Source organism: Arthrobacter sp. 10T425, assembly GCF_056393985.1.
The window spans coordinates 369,145-383,879 of record NZ_JBFTGZ010000002.1 but is presented as its reverse complement, the minus strand read 5'-3'; the positions used below and the strand labels follow the sequence as shown (position 1 = coordinate 383,879).

14 protein-coding genes are annotated in these 14,735 nt (G+C 62.3%); 11 read left to right on the top strand and 3 right to left on the bottom strand.

Annotation, left to right across the window (positions count from 1 at the left end):
* Positions 1-23 precede the first annotated feature (23 nt).
* Positions 24-1,385, bottom strand: a complete 1,362-nt coding sequence (gene glmM, locus AC1DDH_RS04125) for a phosphoglucosamine mutase (RefSeq protein ID WP_476887047.1) — start codon at positions 1,383-1,385, stop codon at positions 24-26.
* A 196-nt stretch (positions 1,386-1,581) separates the two neighbouring features.
* On the opposite strand from glmM, the gene AC1DDH_RS04120 reads away from it, so the two are divergent.
* Together AC1DDH_RS04120 and AC1DDH_RS04115 are read left to right on the top strand one after the other, a co-directional pair.
* A complete protein-coding gene (locus AC1DDH_RS04120) occupies positions 1,582-2,820 on the top strand; it encodes a bifunctional glycosyltransferase family 2/GtrA family protein (protein ID WP_476954907.1) in 1,239 nt (412 codons plus the stop codon).
* Positions 2,817-4,742, top strand: coding sequence for a glycosyltransferase family 39 protein (locus tag AC1DDH_RS04115; RefSeq protein ID WP_476954886.1), 1,926 nt, complete (start codon positions 2,817-2,819; stop codon positions 4,740-4,742). Before AC1DDH_RS04120 ends, AC1DDH_RS04115 begins: the two co-directional genes overlap by 4 nt.
* A gap of 81 nt (positions 4,743-4,823) precedes the next feature.
* On the opposite strand, the gene rpsI is transcribed toward AC1DDH_RS04115, so the two are convergent.
* Together rpsI and rplM are read right to left on the bottom strand one after the other, a co-directional pair.
* A complete protein-coding gene (gene rpsI / locus AC1DDH_RS04110) occupies positions 4,824-5,333 on the bottom strand; it encodes a 30S ribosomal protein S9 (protein WP_018773707.1) in 510 nt (169 codons plus the stop codon).
* 36 nt (positions 5,334-5,369) lie between these two features.
* A complete protein-coding gene (rplM, locus tag AC1DDH_RS04105) occupies positions 5,370-5,813 on the bottom strand; it encodes a 50S ribosomal protein L13 (protein ID WP_015937805.1) in 444 nt (147 codons plus the stop codon).
* Positions 5,814-6,251: 438 nt separating this feature from the next.
* Between rplM and AC1DDH_RS04100 the strand changes: the two genes are divergently transcribed.
* From AC1DDH_RS04100 to AC1DDH_RS04060, 9 genes are all read left to right on the top strand, one after another.
* The gene (locus AC1DDH_RS04100) at positions 6,252-6,836 is read left to right on the top strand and encodes a prepilin peptidase (RefSeq protein ID WP_476954885.1); all 585 of its coding nucleotides are present in this window, start codon (positions 6,252-6,254) and stop codon (positions 6,834-6,836) included.
* 268 nt (positions 6,837-7,104) lie between these two features.
* Positions 7,105-7,311 (top strand): Flp family type IVb pilin, encoded by a 207-nt coding sequence (locus AC1DDH_RS04095; RefSeq protein WP_476931101.1) that lies wholly within the window; start codon positions 7,105-7,107, stop codon positions 7,309-7,311.
* 142 nt (positions 7,312-7,453) lie between these two features.
* Positions 7,454-8,182 carry a Flp pilus assembly protein CpaB gene (gene cpaB / locus AC1DDH_RS04090; RefSeq protein ID WP_476954884.1) on the top strand — a complete coding sequence of 243 codons (729 nt, stop codon included), beginning with the start codon at positions 7,454-7,456 and terminating at the stop codon, positions 8,180-8,182.
* Positions 8,179-9,375 (top strand): CpaE/TadZ family protein, encoded by a 1,197-nt coding sequence (locus AC1DDH_RS04085; RefSeq protein ID WP_476954906.1) that lies wholly within the window; start codon positions 8,179-8,181, stop codon positions 9,373-9,375. The genes cpaB and AC1DDH_RS04085 overlap by 4 nt, the downstream gene beginning before the upstream one ends.
* Positions 9,372-10,820 (top strand): CpaF family protein, encoded by a 1,449-nt coding sequence (locus AC1DDH_RS04080; RefSeq protein WP_476954883.1) that lies wholly within the window; start codon positions 9,372-9,374, stop codon positions 10,818-10,820. Before AC1DDH_RS04085 ends, AC1DDH_RS04080 begins: the two co-directional genes overlap by 4 nt.
* An 8-nt stretch (positions 10,821-10,828) precedes the next feature.
* Entirely contained in the window at positions 10,829-11,773 is a 945-nt protein-coding gene (locus tag AC1DDH_RS04075) for a type II secretion system F family protein (RefSeq protein WP_476931105.1), read from the top strand.
* A gap of 12 nt (positions 11,774-11,785) precedes the next feature.
* Positions 11,786-12,667 (top strand): type II secretion system F family protein, encoded by an 882-nt coding sequence (locus AC1DDH_RS04070; RefSeq protein ID WP_476954882.1) that lies wholly within the window; start codon positions 11,786-11,788, stop codon positions 12,665-12,667.
* 80 nt (positions 12,668-12,747) lie between these two features.
* The gene (locus tag AC1DDH_RS04065) at positions 12,748-13,206 is read left to right on the top strand and encodes a TadE family protein (RefSeq protein ID WP_476931107.1); all 459 of its coding nucleotides are present in this window, start codon (positions 12,748-12,750) and stop codon (positions 13,204-13,206) included.
* 53 nt (positions 13,207-13,259) lie between these two features.
* Positions 13,260-14,660, top strand: a complete 1,401-nt coding sequence (locus AC1DDH_RS04060; RefSeq protein WP_476954881.1) for a pilus assembly protein TadG-related protein — start codon at positions 13,260-13,262, stop codon at positions 14,658-14,660.
* Positions 14,661-14,735 lie beyond the last annotated feature (75 nt).

Below are 14,735 nucleotides of genomic sequence, written 5' to 3'. Positions count from 1 at the left end.
CGGACGAAACGGTTGCCGGCCGGCTACTCGGGGACGAGCTCCAAAGCCAGTTCGGTCCGGACCACCTGGGCCAGTCGCTCCGCGACGCCCTGGGCGGTTTTGTGGTCTGCGGCCTCCACCATTACGCGCACCACCGGCTCGGTGCCCGAGGGGCGCAGCAGGACGCGTCCGGTGTCGCCGAGTTCGGATTCTGCCGCGGATACTGCCTGCGCCACCACCGCATCGCCCTTGACCCGGGTACGGTCCACGCCCTTGACGTTGATGAGGACCTGGGGCAGCTTGGTCATCACCGTAGACAGCTCCTTGAGCGGGCGGCCGGTGAGTGCCACCTGGGCAGCAATCTGCAGTCCCGTCAGTACGCCGTCGCCGGTGGTGGCGTGGTCGGCAAAAATTACGTGCCCGGACTGCTCGCCGCCAAGGCTGTAGCCGCCGTTGCGCATTTCCTCGAGGACGTAGCGGTCCCCCACGCCGGTTTCGCGCAGGCTGATCCCGGCATCGCGCAGGGCGATCTTCAGGCCGAGGTTGCTCATGACGGTGGCCACGAGGACATCATCCCTAAGCTTTCCGGCGTTCTTGAGTGCCACGGCGAGGATGGCCATGATCTGGTCGCCGTCCACCTCGTTGCCTTCGTGGTCCACGGCGAGGCAGCGGTCGGCGTCGCCGTCGTGCGCGATGCCGAGGTCCGCCCCGTGGTCCAGGACGGCCCGCTTGAGCGGGCCGAGGTGCGTGGAGCCGACCCCTTCGTTGATGTTGAGCCCGTCAGGTTCGGCGCCAATGACGATCACGTTGGCCCCGGCGTCCTTGAACACCTGCGGGGAACAGCCGCTGGCCGCGCCGTGGGCGCAGTCGAGGACGACCTTCAGGCCGTCCAGGCGGTGCGGAAGCGTGCCGAGCAGGTGCACGATGTAGCGGTCCTCGGCGTCGGAGAAGCGCTGGATGCGTCCCACCTCACCGCCGACGGGCCGGAAGGGCTCCTTGCCGAGCTGCACTTCGATGGCGTCCTCGACGTCGTCGGGCAGCTTCTGGCCGCCGCGGGCGAAGAACTTGATGCCGTTGTCCGGCGCGGGGTTGTGCGAGGCGGAGATCATGACGCCGAAGTCGGCGTTGAGGTCCGCCACGAGGTAGGCGGCGGCCGGGGTGGGCAGCACGCCGGCGTCGTAGACGTCGATTCCCGAGCTGGAGAGCCCCGCTTCCACGGCAGCCGCGAGGAACTCGCCGCTGGCTCTCGGGTCGCGTGCCACAACTGCGATCGGCCGCTTTCCGGTCGTGTTGCGGTCATGGCCAAGTATGACGGCGGCGGCCTGGGCCAGCTGCAAGGCGAGCTCGGCGGTCAGCAACCCGTTCGCCAGGCCCCGGACTCCATCGGTTCCAAATAATCTAGACATCGGACCAAGCTTAGTCGATGGCCGGCCACACGAGGGGGTGCACGCCATCAATCCGCCGTAGAGGCGACGATCCCGGCACATGGAAATGGCCACCCAAGCCAAGCGGGTTGGCCGACTACTTGGTTTTGAAGTTTCTTGTACTCTACTTTCCCCAAAAACCTACTGCCTTTTCCAGGATGCGTTTAGGCTTCGTGGCATGAAACCTAGCTCTGGGGGCTTGGCGCTCGAAATCGTAGTACCGGTCTTTAATGAACAGGCCGTACTCGAAAGCAGCATCACTAAGCTCGCGAATTACTTATCGCAAGAAATGCCTTCGACGTGGCAAATTACGATTGCGGACAATGCAAGCACGGACAATACTTCTACTATTGCCCAACGCTTAGCGGCGCAGTTGCCAAATGTTGTTCACCGACGGCTTGAGGTCAAGGGACGCGGGTTCGCGCTGAGGGATGCGTGGAGCGCATCCTCGGCCAACGTCGTCGCATACCTCGATGTCGATTTGTCAACGGACCTCGCCGCCCTGCCCCCACTCGTAGCTCCGCTGCTGTCTGGCCACTCGGACATTTCCATCGGAACCAGACTGGGGCAGAGTTCCCGGGTGAGCCGCGGGCCAAAGCGCGAGTTCATTTCACGGTCCTACAACTATCTGCTCCGACGGACCCTTCAGGTGAAGTTCTCCGACGCCCAATGTGGATTCAAAGCCCTCCGCGCAGACGTAGCTAGGAGGATTCTCCCCCACATCGAGGACAACGGCTGGTTTTTCGACACGGAAATGCTGATCATCGCCGAGCGCTCCGGCCTGCGGATCCACGAGATTCCCGTGGACTGGATTGACGACCCCGACAGCCGAGTCGATATCAAACAGACCGCGTTGGATGATCTGCGTGGTCTGGTACGCGTTGCCGGAGCTCTTTTCAAGGGGACCATCCCGGTTCAAGCCATCTATGCAGAACTGGGTCGCAGGCCGATCGCCCCTCCGGGACGGCCCAGCTTCTTTGGCCAAGTACTCCGGTTCGGAATCGTCGGGGCGCTGTCCACCATCGCCTTTGCGCTGCTGTACCTTGTCCTTCAGGCTCCATTCGGTGCGCAGCAGGCAAATTTCATGGCCCTGTTGCTGACCGCCATCGGCAACACAGCGGCCAACCGCCGTTTTACGTTTGGCATTAGCGGGCCGGTCAAGCTATTCACACAGCAAATCCAAGGTCTGGTCGTGTTCCTGCTCGCGTGGACCATGACGTCGTCGTCGCTGGCCATCCTCCACACGGTCAACGCCGACGCCCCTCCGAACCTTGAACTGATAATCCTTACCGGGGCAAATATTCTCGCAACCCTGATGAGATTCGTGCTGCTGCGAGTCTGGGTATTCCGCGACAGCCGCAGCGGCGGCCGGACCGCCGCACTCGCCTTGGCGCCCGCCCAAGGAGCAGCCCAGTGAGCCGCATCGCGGCTGACACCGCGGGTGCAACCGGTACACGCGGCGTCGGGTCCCAGCATCGGACGCCGGAACTTGTGGCCAGAGTTATTCGCGGCCGGTTGGCGGATCCAGTCTGGGAGCGGCCGGCACTGCTGATTCTCCTTACTTGCACAACGCTGCTCTACACCTGGGGGCTTGACCGTAACGGGTGGGCGAATTCGTTCTATTCAGCGGCTGCGATGTCCGGCTCGCGCGACTGGACCTCGTTCCTCTTCGGTTCGTCCGATCCGAACAACGCCATAAGCGTGGACAAGCCCCCGCTCAGCCTCTGGGTCATGTCACTTTCGGTCCGGATGTTCGGGCTCAACTCCTGGAGTTTGCTCCTCCCGCAGGCCGTCATGGGCGTCGTCAGCGTCTATCTCCTCTACCGCATGGTCCGCAAGCGCTTCGATGCCGCGACATCACTTTTGTCCGGCACATTCCTGGCAGTCATTCCAGTTGCCACGGTGATGTTCCGCTACAACAACCCAGACGCGCTGTTGACGCTGCTCATGATTGGCATTGTCTATTTGACACTCGAAGCTGTGGACAGCTCCCGGATTCGGTGGCTCCTGCTGGCTGGAGTCCTTACGGGCGCGGCGTTCCTGACCAAACAACTCCAAGTTCTCCTGGTGTTGCCGGCCGTGGGGATGACCTACCTGGCCTTTGCGCGCGTTCCTGCGGTTAAGCGTTGCTGGCAACTTTTGGGCGCACTCGGGGCTGCCGCCGTGACCGGGGGATGGTGGCTGCTTGTGGTCCAGCTGACGAGCCCCTCCCAGCGACCGTTCATCGGGGGATCAAGGAACAATAGCGTCATCGAACTGACCCTTGGCTACAACGGGCTGGACCGCCTCACTGGCGCGGATGCCAGCAGGACAATGGCTCCTGGTGCGGGGACCGCCGACAAACTGGACGCTGGCTTCCAACGGTTTCTCCAGCCGCAGTTCTCCGGTCAAAGTGGTTGGTTCCTTCCGTTGGCCATTGCGGGGCTCTGCCTGGCCGTCTGGTATCTGAGGCGGCGCCAAGGGCGGCCCGGGGCACGCGCGCTTCTCCTGGCCTGCGGCATCTGGTTTGTCTGCGCAGCAACTGTGCTGGCCTTCATGTCGGGAATCGTGCATCCCTACTACGTACTCACGGCAGTGCCGCCCCTGTGCGTCCTGGCCGCGGTTGCCTTGATGCACTTCCTTCGTGGCCTGCAGCGGACCAGAATTCGGATTCTGACCGGCCTCACCTTGATCGTGAGCATGGCCTTTGCCTGCATCACCGCCGCCTATTCGGTGCAGGAGATTCCGTGGATGCCGGTCGTCATGCTCTGTCTATGGGGCCTAGCCATCGCTGCAGTCTTCGTTCGGGCCCCGGGGCCCCGAGTGGCAAAAGCGTCCTCACTTCTTCTCGTGGCCACGCTGTTCACCGGGCCCGTCATCTGGTCGATGAATACAGTTCTGAACTCTCACACAGGAGCAGGAGTTAACGCCGGACCCAGCATCTTCGGATTTCGGACAGATGACCGGTCCCGCTCGTCCCCCGATACGCCCTCAAGCCTCCTGACGGTTGTGTTCGGTGACGTGCCGTCACCGGCACTGTTGGAACGCCTCCGCCAGTCGCCCTCGTCCGCTGCGTGGGCGGCAGCCGTGGTGGGTTCAGAGTCGGCGGCCAACTATCAACTGGGGCTGGGCCGGGCAGTCCTGCCACTCGGCGGCTTCGATGGCACAGACCCTTTCCCGACCCTCGAGCAGTTCAAAGTCTTTGTCATGGAGGGCCGCATAGGATCCGTCGTGATCCAGGGTCTGCCGCCGCTCACTGTTGAAGGGCGCGGCGAGTCAGCTCGAATCGTCGAATGGGTCAGGCAGCGGTTCGTTGCCGAGGACATCGACGGAGCACAGTACTTCCAACTCACCAAATAAGGGGCCCTTGAAACGGCGAAAGCCCGTCCCGCCGAGTGGCGGAACGGGCTTTCGGAGGGGCGCTTTGCGCCCCAAGCGGGATTAGCGCTTGGAGTACTGCTGAGCCTTGCGAGCCTTCTTGAGACCAGCCTTCTTACGCTCGATGACGCGGGCGTCACGACGCAGGTAACCGGCCTTCTTCAGGGTGGCGCGGTTGTTCTCGGTGTCGATCTCGTTCAGCGAACGGGCGATGCCGAGGCGCAGGGCACCGGCCTGGCCGGAGATGCCGCCACCGTGGATACGGGCGATGACGTCGTAGGCGCCGTCAAGATCGAGGATCTTGAAGGGCTCGTTGACATCCTGCTGGTGCAGCTTGTTCGGGAAGTAGTTCGCCAGCTCGCGGCCATTGATGGTCCACTTGCCGGAGCCCGGCACAACGCGAACGCGTGCGACGGCTTCCTTGCGACGGCCAACTGCAGCGCCGGCAACGGTCAGTGCCGGGCGTTCCTTCTTCGGCGCAGCTGCTTCCGCAGCACCGCTCTCCGAGGTGTAGCTGGTCAGGTTTTCCTCAGCCTCAACGGCTTCGGTGGTCAGTTCTTCGTTCTGAGCCACGATTCTCCTTGATAAAAAGTTGGTTGGTGGCCAGGACTACTGGGCGACCTGGGTGATTTCGAAAGTCTTGGGCTGCTGGGCGGCGTGGGGGTGCTCTGCACCGCGGTACACCTTCAGCTTGCCCAGCTGCTGTGCAGCGAGAGAGTTCTTCGGGAGCATGCCCTTGATGGCCTTCTCCACGGCGCGAACCGGGTTGGACTCAAGCAGCTCCGCGTAGTTGACGGAGGTCAGGCCGCCCGGGTAGCCGGAGTGGCGGTATGCGCGCTTCTGCTCCAGCTTGGCGCCGGTGAGGGCAACCTTTTCAGCGTTGATGATGATGACGAAGTCGCCCATGTCCATGTGGGACGCAAAGGTGGCCTTGTGCTTGCCGCGCAGCAGGATTGCGGTCTGGCTGGCAAGACGACCAAGGACAACGTCGGTGGCGTCAATGACGTGCCACTGGCGGTTGATATCGCCGGGCTTCGGGGTGTACGTACGCACGGTGTTTGCCTCGTTCTTGTTCTGGCGTTCTTGTTTTAGGCGTCACTCTTACGGTGCACCTACTATCTATGCGCTACCGGAACAGAGGTGAGGGCTCTATGTAACCAGTCATCCTGAGGTCTCGAATGTGCACGTTGAGTAGCTATCCTGCAACCGGATTCTCAAGCGGGCACGCACCATCGAGATAGGACACGCACAACGACTACCAAGAATAGCCGACTGCGGCCTCTTGGGTCAAAATGGGGTGTCCGGATGCATCCTGTCTGCCCCTCTCGTTGCGCAGACTGTCCCATGCCGGCCCGCCGCATCCCTGGAGGAACCGTGTCCCACCCCGTCACCGCCGGCTCCATCTCCCTGCTCTCCGTGCAGCCGACCGGACCGTCAACCGGGATCCTCTTTATAGCCGGCATTGGCCTCCTGGGAGCGTGCCTGGGCCAGTTGGCAGAGCTCCTCATCGGGCGCGTACTCCCCCATGTCAGCGGACCGCTGACGGTACGACTGAGAATTACGACGGCGGCGGCCACTTTTGCACTCTCGGCCCTGCTGGCCTGGCGCTTCGGGCCCTCCCCCGAGCTCCCCGCCTATGTCTTACTGGCGGTTGCCGGCGTCCAGCTGGCGCGAATCGACCTTTTGCACCATTTACTGCCCAACCGGATGGTTTTACCCCTATTGGGAGCCGGAATTGTGCTTCTTGGGATCGCCGCAGGGATGTCCGGCGAGGCAGGTAGCCTGCTACGCGGAGCTGCCGGCGCCTTAATTTTGTTCGTTTTGTACCTCTTTCTTGCCCTGACCAGCCGAAACAGCCTCGGAATGGGTGATGTGAAGCTCGCCGCGCCGCTTGGCCTGTACTTGGGCTACCTAGGCTGGCCCCACTTGTTCTACGGCGGAGCACTGGGATTCGTCGCCGGAGGTCTCGCCTCGGCCGTCATTATGCTGAAAAACCGCGGAAACAAGCCAAAGGAAGTGGCCTACGGGCCCTCCATGCTGGCAGCCGGCCTGGCCGTTATCCTGCTGCTGCCCTAGGTAGCCTCCGCACGCGCAAAGGTGCCGATTAAGTAAGACGCCTTATTAAACCAAGTAATCGGGCCCCGCCCCTACTTGGAAACTGAGTACACCTCTCAAATGCGGGCAGGTGGTGTCCACATTTTCCTTCCAAAAGTCGAGTATCGAACTTCATTGCCGTGCCGTTTGCGGCCGTGCAAATGTTGTTCCAACGAAGCTCCAGCAAATACGCAAAGGGGATTTGCCGGAAATTCGTTCACTATTCAAATCTCTGGAAAAGGAAAAGAAAATGACTGGTCTCATGGTCTCAATGCTCGCTTTTGTCTCTGGAATCAAGAACCGCCTCTCGGACGAGGAAAAGGGCGCCACCGCCGTTGAATACGGAATTATGGTGGCCCTCATCGCGGTGGTCATCATCGTCGCGGTGACCACCCTGGGCACCAACCTCAACTCGGCCTTCCAGAACATCGTCAACAAGACGACTCCTGTCGGTTAGCCCGAAGCCACCACTCTGCCGGCTGTTCCCTGCATCGGGGCAGCCGGCAGAGGCGTTAGTGGGCGGGCAGCCGCACACAACCCTGACGCCAGCGCGTGCGTCCACGCATTGTTGAGGTGTATCAAGAGGTGAGGAAGTAACCATGAAATCCCGACTACTCGCAGGGCTAGCTGCGCTGGTCTTGGCGATCGCCGGCACACTGATGCTGGTCAACTACGTATCGAATGCCGACCGCCGGGCACAGGAATCACTCGAACCTGTTGACATCGTCGTCGTCGACACTCCGGTTCCAGCCGGAACAAAAGTGGAAGACCTGGCCTCGCATGTCCAGGTCCGGTCCATCCCCAGTGCGGCTAAGGCCGAAGGTGCGCTGACTTCGCTTGACGGTTCCAGCGGGCAAGTCACGTCCGTCGCATTGGAACCCGGGGAGCAGGTCCTTGCGAGCCGTCTCGTCGATCCGTCGCAACAGACCACGCCTGGAGCTGTTAAAGTCCCTGACGGCATGCAGGAAGTCACTATCCTCCTCCCGCCGGAAAGCGTGGTGGGCGGCACTCTCCGGGCTGGTGACCTTGTGGGCCTCTACGTCACCCAAATTGACCCGGCGTCGTCACAGATGGCCAGCACGCAACTGGTTTTCGACAAAGTACTCGTCACCGCTGTCCAGCAGGCCCCGCCTAGCGATGGAGCTGCAGAGAAGGGGATGTCTGCCGTTCCCAACGGCTCATCGTTCGTCACCCTGGCCCGCAATTCCACTGACTCGGCCAAAATCATTCTGAGTGCCCGCGTCGGCAATATTTGGTTGACCAAGCAGTCAGTGAAGACCCCGGCCAGCGACCGCACGCCAGTCAGCACGATCGGCATCTTCAAATGAGCCGCTTTCTAGCCCTTACCGCAGCAGCCGAGTTCGAGCACCGGCTCGCCACGTCGCTGGGAACAGCCCATGAGCTCCAGGTTGCCGAACCCGCAATGCACGGCGAAACCCCCGCTGGAGTGCTTGCCCGTAACAAAGGCGGCGCCGTCGATGTCATCATCTTCGGTCCCGACGCGAACGCCGAGCATGCGTTGTCCCTGGCTGCCAGCCTGGATCAGCTGTACCCCGACATAGTGATCGTCCTAGCGGGGGGCTCGACGCCCGAACGGACACTGGCCGCCATGCGGTCCGGCATTCGGGACGTGATTAGTCCTGATGCGGAACCGGACCAAATGCGCCTGGCACTAGAACGCGCAGCCCTTGCCTCCAGCACCCGCAAACTCGCGGCTGCCGAGGAAGCTAGTCAGCCACGCGCCCGCGGACGGGTGATCCCCGTGATGTCGCCTAAGGGCGGCGTGGGGAAAACCACCGTCTCGACCAACGTTGCCGTGGGCCTGGCCAAACTGGCCCCGATGGGCGCCGTAATTGTTGACCTCGACCTCCAATTCGGAGATGTCGCCTCCGGCATGGGGCTGGAACCGGAGTACACCATCAGCGACGCGGTGACGGGAGAGGCCTCGAATGATTCCATGGTGCTGAAGGCCTTTCTCAGCAGGCATCCGTCGGGTGCCTACGCCATGTGCGCCCCAAAAAGGCCTGCGGAAGCGGACCTGGTCAAGCCGGTGCACGTGACTACGCTGATAAACCAACTCTCGCTGGAGTTCCCCTACGTAATTTTGGACACCGCACCAGGCCTCGGCGATGTGGTCCTGGCCGTCCTGGAGCTGGCGACCGACGGCATTTGGGTATGCGGCATGGACATCCCCAGCATCCGAGGACTGAACCACGGGCTGGAAGTCCTGCGTCAACTGGACCTCATGCCACCGTCGAACACCATCGTTCTGAATTTCGAAGACAAGCGAAGCGGCCTGACTGTGCAGGATGTCGAGGCCACGGTCGGCCTTCCCGTTGACATCCTGCTGCCTCGCTCCAAGACGCTGCCGTTCTCAACGAATGTCGGGGTCCCACTGCTTCATAACAATCGGAGGGATCCTGCCCTAAAGGGCCTCAGAAACCTGGTGGACCGGTTGCAAACGGGTGCTGGGTCGTCACTTTCCGGTAAGAACGTCCCCCGAAGGGCGGATATCTCATGAGTCTCATCAACCGGCTGGAAGCCGCAGGCATGACTGCCGAGGGCCGCATGCCAACAGGCCATCCACAAGGCAAGCCGGCACCGCTAGCTGCACCCGTGCCTTCGAAAAGTGGTGGTGGGCACTTCGAGGACTCCTCAAAGGCGCCGCTGATCGCGACCCCGGACGCACTCGCCGGCATCAAGAAACGCGCCGCGGACGAGCTCACCACCCGCCTGGGCGGCCGGATTACGGATAACAGCCTCGACGAAGGCGACGTCCGGCGGATGGTCCGGGAGGCCCTCGGGGCATTCATCGACGACGAGCAGGTCCCCCTGACGCCCGAGGAACGACGCCGCCTGATCCGCGAGATCGTCGACGAAATCCTGGGTTTTGGCCCCCTGCAACGGCTTCTGGATGACCCCCTGGTATCGGAAATCATGGTCAACGGAGCCAACAGAATCTATGTGGAGCGCGGCGGCCGGCTGCACTTGACCGGCACCACCTTCAGCTCGGATGCCCATCTGCGGCGGGTTATTGAACGCATTGTTTCGAGGATCGGGCGCCGCATCGACGAGTCGTCGCCGCTGGTTGATGCCCGTCTTCAGGACGGTTCCCGCGTCAACGCTGTCATTCCGCCGCTGGCGGTGGACGGCCCGTCCTTGACCATCCGCAAGTTCTCGGCTGCCCCGCTGACCGTGAACGACCTGATCACGTTTGATTCCATCTCTCCGGCCATGGCCCAGGTGCTGGATGCGTGTGTCAAGGCCCGTCTGAACATCATCGTGTCCGGTGGCACCGGCACCGGAAAAACCACTCTGCTCAACGTCCTGTCCTCCTTCATTCCCGACGACGAGCGAATTGTCACTATCGAAGACGCCGTGGAATTGCAACTGCAGCAGGATCACGTGGTCCGCTTGGAAAGCAGGCCGGCAAATATTGAAGGCCGAGGAGCCGTCGATATTCGGGATCTCGTGCGGAACTCCCTGCGTATGAGGCCGGACAGGATCGTGGTGGGCGAAGTCCGCGGCGGTGAAGCGCTGGACATGCTCCAGGCCATGAACACCGGCCACGACGGATCTATCTCCACCGTGCACTCGAATTCGCCGCGGGACGCCATCGCCCGGTTGGAAACCCTGGTGCTCATGGCAGGGATGGATCTTCCGTTGAGGGCTATCCGCGAGCAAATCGCGAGCGCTGTCCACGTGATCGTGCAATTGAGCCGGCTCAAGGACGGAACACGCCGAGTGACCCACATCACGGAAGTCCTGGGCATGGAAGGTGACGTCGTGACGCTTCAGGACGCTTTCGTCTTCGACTACGCTGCCGGAGTCGACGCCGACGGACGGTTCATCGGAAAGACCGTGGCCACCGGTGTTCGACCGCGTTTCGTTGAAAAATTCGCCGAAATGGGGATCGCCCTGCCGGCAGAGATGTTTGCCCCCATATCCCGGGTTCAGGGGCGGTGAGGACAGTGATGACGGATACTGCGCTGCTTTCGGGAACGGCCCTCATCCTCCTGGCGGCCGTCCTCGCCCTCTTTGTCGCGTTCAAGCCACGCTACGCGGACATCCAGCTCAGCCGGAGGAGGCCGTACGCGCCTCAAGGAAGCACTTCGGTCATTTCCAGGCTGAGCGGGGTTACAGTCGCCGCCGTTGAGCGCAGTGTTCGTTCGGGGCACAGTGGGCCGTTCGGCCGTGAAGCGCTCAGCGGAGCCGGCTTGAAGTCAACCCCGGCGGAGTTCATCGTCCTGGTGCTTGCTGGCAGCCTCGCCCTAGGGACCACCGGGCTCATGGCCCAGAACTTCTTGATGGCCGTTCTGCTGGCCGCCACGGCTCCGGTGGGTGCGCGGATGTTCGTGGCCATCAGGACCGGACGTCGCCGTGCCGCATTTGAAGGCCAGCTAAGCGACATGCTGATGTCGCTTTCGGGCAGCCTGCGCGCCGGCCACGGCATCGCGCAGAGCCTCCACAGCGCCAGCGTGGAGATGCCCGCCCCGATGTCAGAAGAGCTCGCCAGAATCGTCAACGAGCAAAGGGTCGGCCGAAGCGTCTCGGAATCAATGGCCGAGGTAGCCAAGGGAATGCGCTGCGAGGACTTCGAGTGGCTCAGCCAGGCGATCGAGATCAACCGTGAGGTTGGGGGCGACTTGGCAGGTGTCATCGACCATGTAGCCGACACGGTGCGGGAGCGGGCCCAGATCAAGGGACAGGTCCGTGCGCTGGCAGCAGAAGGAAAGTTTTCCGCCTACATCCTGATCGCACTGCCATTTTTCGTCGCAGCTTTCCTGCATCTGACCAATCCGGCATATGTGGGCACCCTGACGGAGTCCGTCCTTGGGTGGATCTTCATCTCCGTCGGCGTGATCATGATGGCGATCGGTTCCTTCTGGATCAGCCGCATGGTCAAGATCGTTTTCTAGGGAGTAGAAACCATGACCGCAACAGTATGGCTACTGATCGCCACCGTCGTTCTTCCGCTGTCCTATTTCACCTGGTCGATTATCTCTATCGACCGCGTCTCCGGCCGGATGATCCAGTCGAGGCTCACCGCCGTCTCGAGCCACCAGGCCGGCGTCACCCAGAAGGCGCCGCGCCTGATGACCATGCTCGGCCGGACACTGACACCGGCCGCCTATGTCGCCCGTTTGGACCGGCTCTTGGCTAATGCGGGACGACCCGCATCCATGCCGTTGGACCGCCTGCTGACATTGAAACCGCTCGCAGCCCTGGGCGCCGCGCTCTTTGCCATCGCTCTGGGAGCTGCCAGGAGCCCGCAAGGCGGTTTGCTTGGCTTCGGTCTCGCAGCTGCCTGCTACTTCCTACCCGACCTGCTGACGTACAACAACGGCACCAAGCGCCAGGCGAGAATCGGGCTCGATCTGCCCAATGTGCTGGACCAGTTGCTGATATCGGTCGAAGCGGGCCTGGGCTTCGAGGCCGCAGTTGCCCGCGTCGGGGCGAGCGGCAAGGGTCCGTTAGCCGAGGAAATGGTCCGCACGCTGCAGGACATCCAGGCCGGCCGAACCCGGCGTGAGGCTTACAAGGCCTTGTCCGAGCGGTCCACGGTGCCAGAGTTGAAAAGTTTTGTGTCGGCCATTATCCAGGCCGACGTGCAGGGCCTGTCGATAGCCCGCGTGCTGAAGCCCCAGGCGGACCAGATGCGCATAAAACGCCGTCTTCGTGCCGAGGAGAAAGCCATGAAGCTTCCCGTAGCTGTGGTATTTCCCTTGCTCCTCTTCATTTTTCCGACTCTATTTATCGTCATTCTTGGTCCCGCGGTCATCAACGCCATCAGCACGTTTTCCGGTCGTTGAGCACTATTTCAGAACCGTAAGGCAATGGACCCGACGCCCGGGAGGGCCGGGATTCACCGGCCACATTGAAGGAGGAGCACATGTTTAGGTTTCCGGCACCCATCCCAAAGAATCGGGATGGTCGGCAGCGGGGGGCGGCAGCTGTTGAGTTTGCCCTCGTTGTCCCCGTCCTACTGTCCATGCTTCTCGGGGTGATCGACTTTGGGATGGCGTACGGCCAAACCATCAATCTTCAGGGAGCTGCGCGTGAGGCCGCGCGGCAGGGAGTCACAGAAGGCGACGTCCTCGCATCCGCCAACAATGCCCGGGGAGGCGAACTGGACAACAGCAAACTCCAGGTGAAGTTTGCCGTGGACACTTCCGGGGGAGCTCCCGGCGTCATGGTTGTCTGCCTGCGCTACCCACAGTCTTCATTGTCGGGTTTCTACTCCTGGGCCCTGGCCGGGGTCTTCGAAGCGAAGGCCGTTATGAAAATGGAAAGTACCGTAGCCGTGACTTCGGGGGCACAGAACTGGGGCGGCGGGTCATGCACTCCGTAACGCCAGCATCGAACCAGGCTCCAGAGTGTCACGTCGAGCGAAATGAGAAGCACATGGGCACTGTAAAGCCTCGTAAGCAGGCAACCGGTGAACGCGGAGCGACGGCGGTCCTGTTCGCCCTCCTCGTGCCCGTGCTCTTCGGGGTGCTGGCCATGGCCCTCGATATCGGCAAGCTGGTCTCCGAGCACCAGCACCTTAGCAATGCGCTGGATGCTGGCGCACTCGCTGGCGCATCCTCGCTCCCGGACGACCCTGCCGCCGCCCGGAATGCCGCGATAGCATACGCCAAAGCCAATGACGCCCAGGCGGACCCCGCGGTCACATTCTGGTGTGTGGTCGCTTCTACCGGGGCTGCCAAGACCGTGGCCAGCGGCCAAGTCCCCAGTGTTTGCAACCCAGGAACCACGGCCGGGGCAAGATGCAGCGAAACGATCTGTGCCATTCCGTGCATTACGGGGGGCGGCCGAACGTGCAACACGATCACCGTGACCGACGACAAGGATGTCCCTTTCTCGTTCGGCCCCGCGATCGGCATCAGCACCGGAAACACAGGCTCGCTGGCGGCCAACGCCTGCAAAGGCTCCTGCGGGGCGCAGTCCCCGAACCCCATGGACGTCGCACTGGTGGCGGACCGTACGGGCAGTATGAGCGACACTGACCTTGCCAGTATGAGAACCGCCATTCAGACCACACTCAAGACCATGACCAAGGACCAACAGTACGTAGCCTTGGGCACAATCGGCCGCAGCAGCTCCACCACCGGCTGCATCACCACCCCATCGGGTTCGGCTACCAGTGGCCCTTGGATTCCCGTCCCGTTCTCCAACGACTACACCACCACAGGCGCACCACCTGCGCTCAACAACAGCAGCGCACTCGTCAAGGGTGTGCAGTGCCTGGCGCACTCGGGCAGCGGCACGTACTTGGCCTCGCCCATGAAGGCCGCGGCCCGGTATCTGCTTGGTCTGGATGCCAACAACCTGGGGAGCCTGCCGTCGCGCGCAGGAACACCCCGTAAGGCAATTGTCCTGGAGACGGATGGTCAACCGAACGAGACTGGCGTAGGGGGCTCCACCTTGGTGAGCGACCCTGCCGACGTCAAGAACTCAGACGGAGCGCTTGCCTGTAACAATTTGAAAGCCGTTGCAGCCGACGCAAAGTTGCGGAATATCCTCATTGTCACCGTCGCGTACAACGCAGCAACGTCAGCCCGATGCGGGGGGACTGGCTCAGCGTACGTGCGCGACGTCCTCGCTGCCGCTGCCTCCGAGAAGTCCTCAGGCATCCCAAGCACCGCAAGCAACGACTGTTCGACGCCGGCTCTGGCGGCTGCGGAGAACTCCGACGGAGATTACTTCTTCTGCGCCTCAGACGGAGCGGACCTCGGCCCGATCTTTGTCTCAGCGATCAATGCGATCAGCTCGAACTCCCGGCTGATACGTATTCCCGGCTGACCACTCGATCGGCCGAGCACGGGGCCGCCAGCCGCGGCTCATGCCCCAGATACCGGACCCCCTTGGACCAGAGCC

Coding starts and splice junctions, on each gene's coding strand:
- cpaB (WP_476954884.1), top strand. CDS start 7,454: ATGAAATCCCGACTACTCGCAGGGCTAGCTGCGCTGGTCTTGGCGATC.
- AC1DDH_RS04065 (WP_476931107.1), top strand. CDS start 12,748: ATGTTTAGGTTTCCGGCACCCATCCCAAAGAATCGGGATGGTCGGCAG.
- AC1DDH_RS04080 (WP_476954883.1), top strand. CDS start 9,372: ATGAGTCTCATCAACCGGCTGGAAGCCGCAGGCATGACTGCCGAGGGC.
- AC1DDH_RS04060 (WP_476954881.1), top strand. CDS start 13,260: ATGGGCACTGTAAAGCCTCGTAAGCAGGCAACCGGTGAACGCGGAGCG.
- AC1DDH_RS04095 (WP_476931101.1), top strand. CDS start 7,105: ATGACTGGTCTCATGGTCTCAATGCTCGCTTTTGTCTCTGGAATCAAG.
- AC1DDH_RS04085 (WP_476954906.1), top strand. CDS start 8,179: ATGAGCCGCTTTCTAGCCCTTACCGCAGCAGCCGAGTTCGAGCACCGG.
- AC1DDH_RS04070 (WP_476954882.1), top strand. CDS start 11,786: ATGACCGCAACAGTATGGCTACTGATCGCCACCGTCGTTCTTCCGCTG.
- AC1DDH_RS04120 (WP_476954907.1), top strand. CDS start 1,582: ATGAAACCTAGCTCTGGGGGCTTGGCGCTCGAAATCGTAGTACCGGTC.
- AC1DDH_RS04075 (WP_476931105.1), top strand. CDS start 10,829: ATGACGGATACTGCGCTGCTTTCGGGAACGGCCCTCATCCTCCTGGCG.
- glmM (WP_476887047.1), bottom strand. CDS start 1,385: ATGTCTAGATTATTTGGAACCGATGGAGTCCGGGGCCTGGCGAACGGG.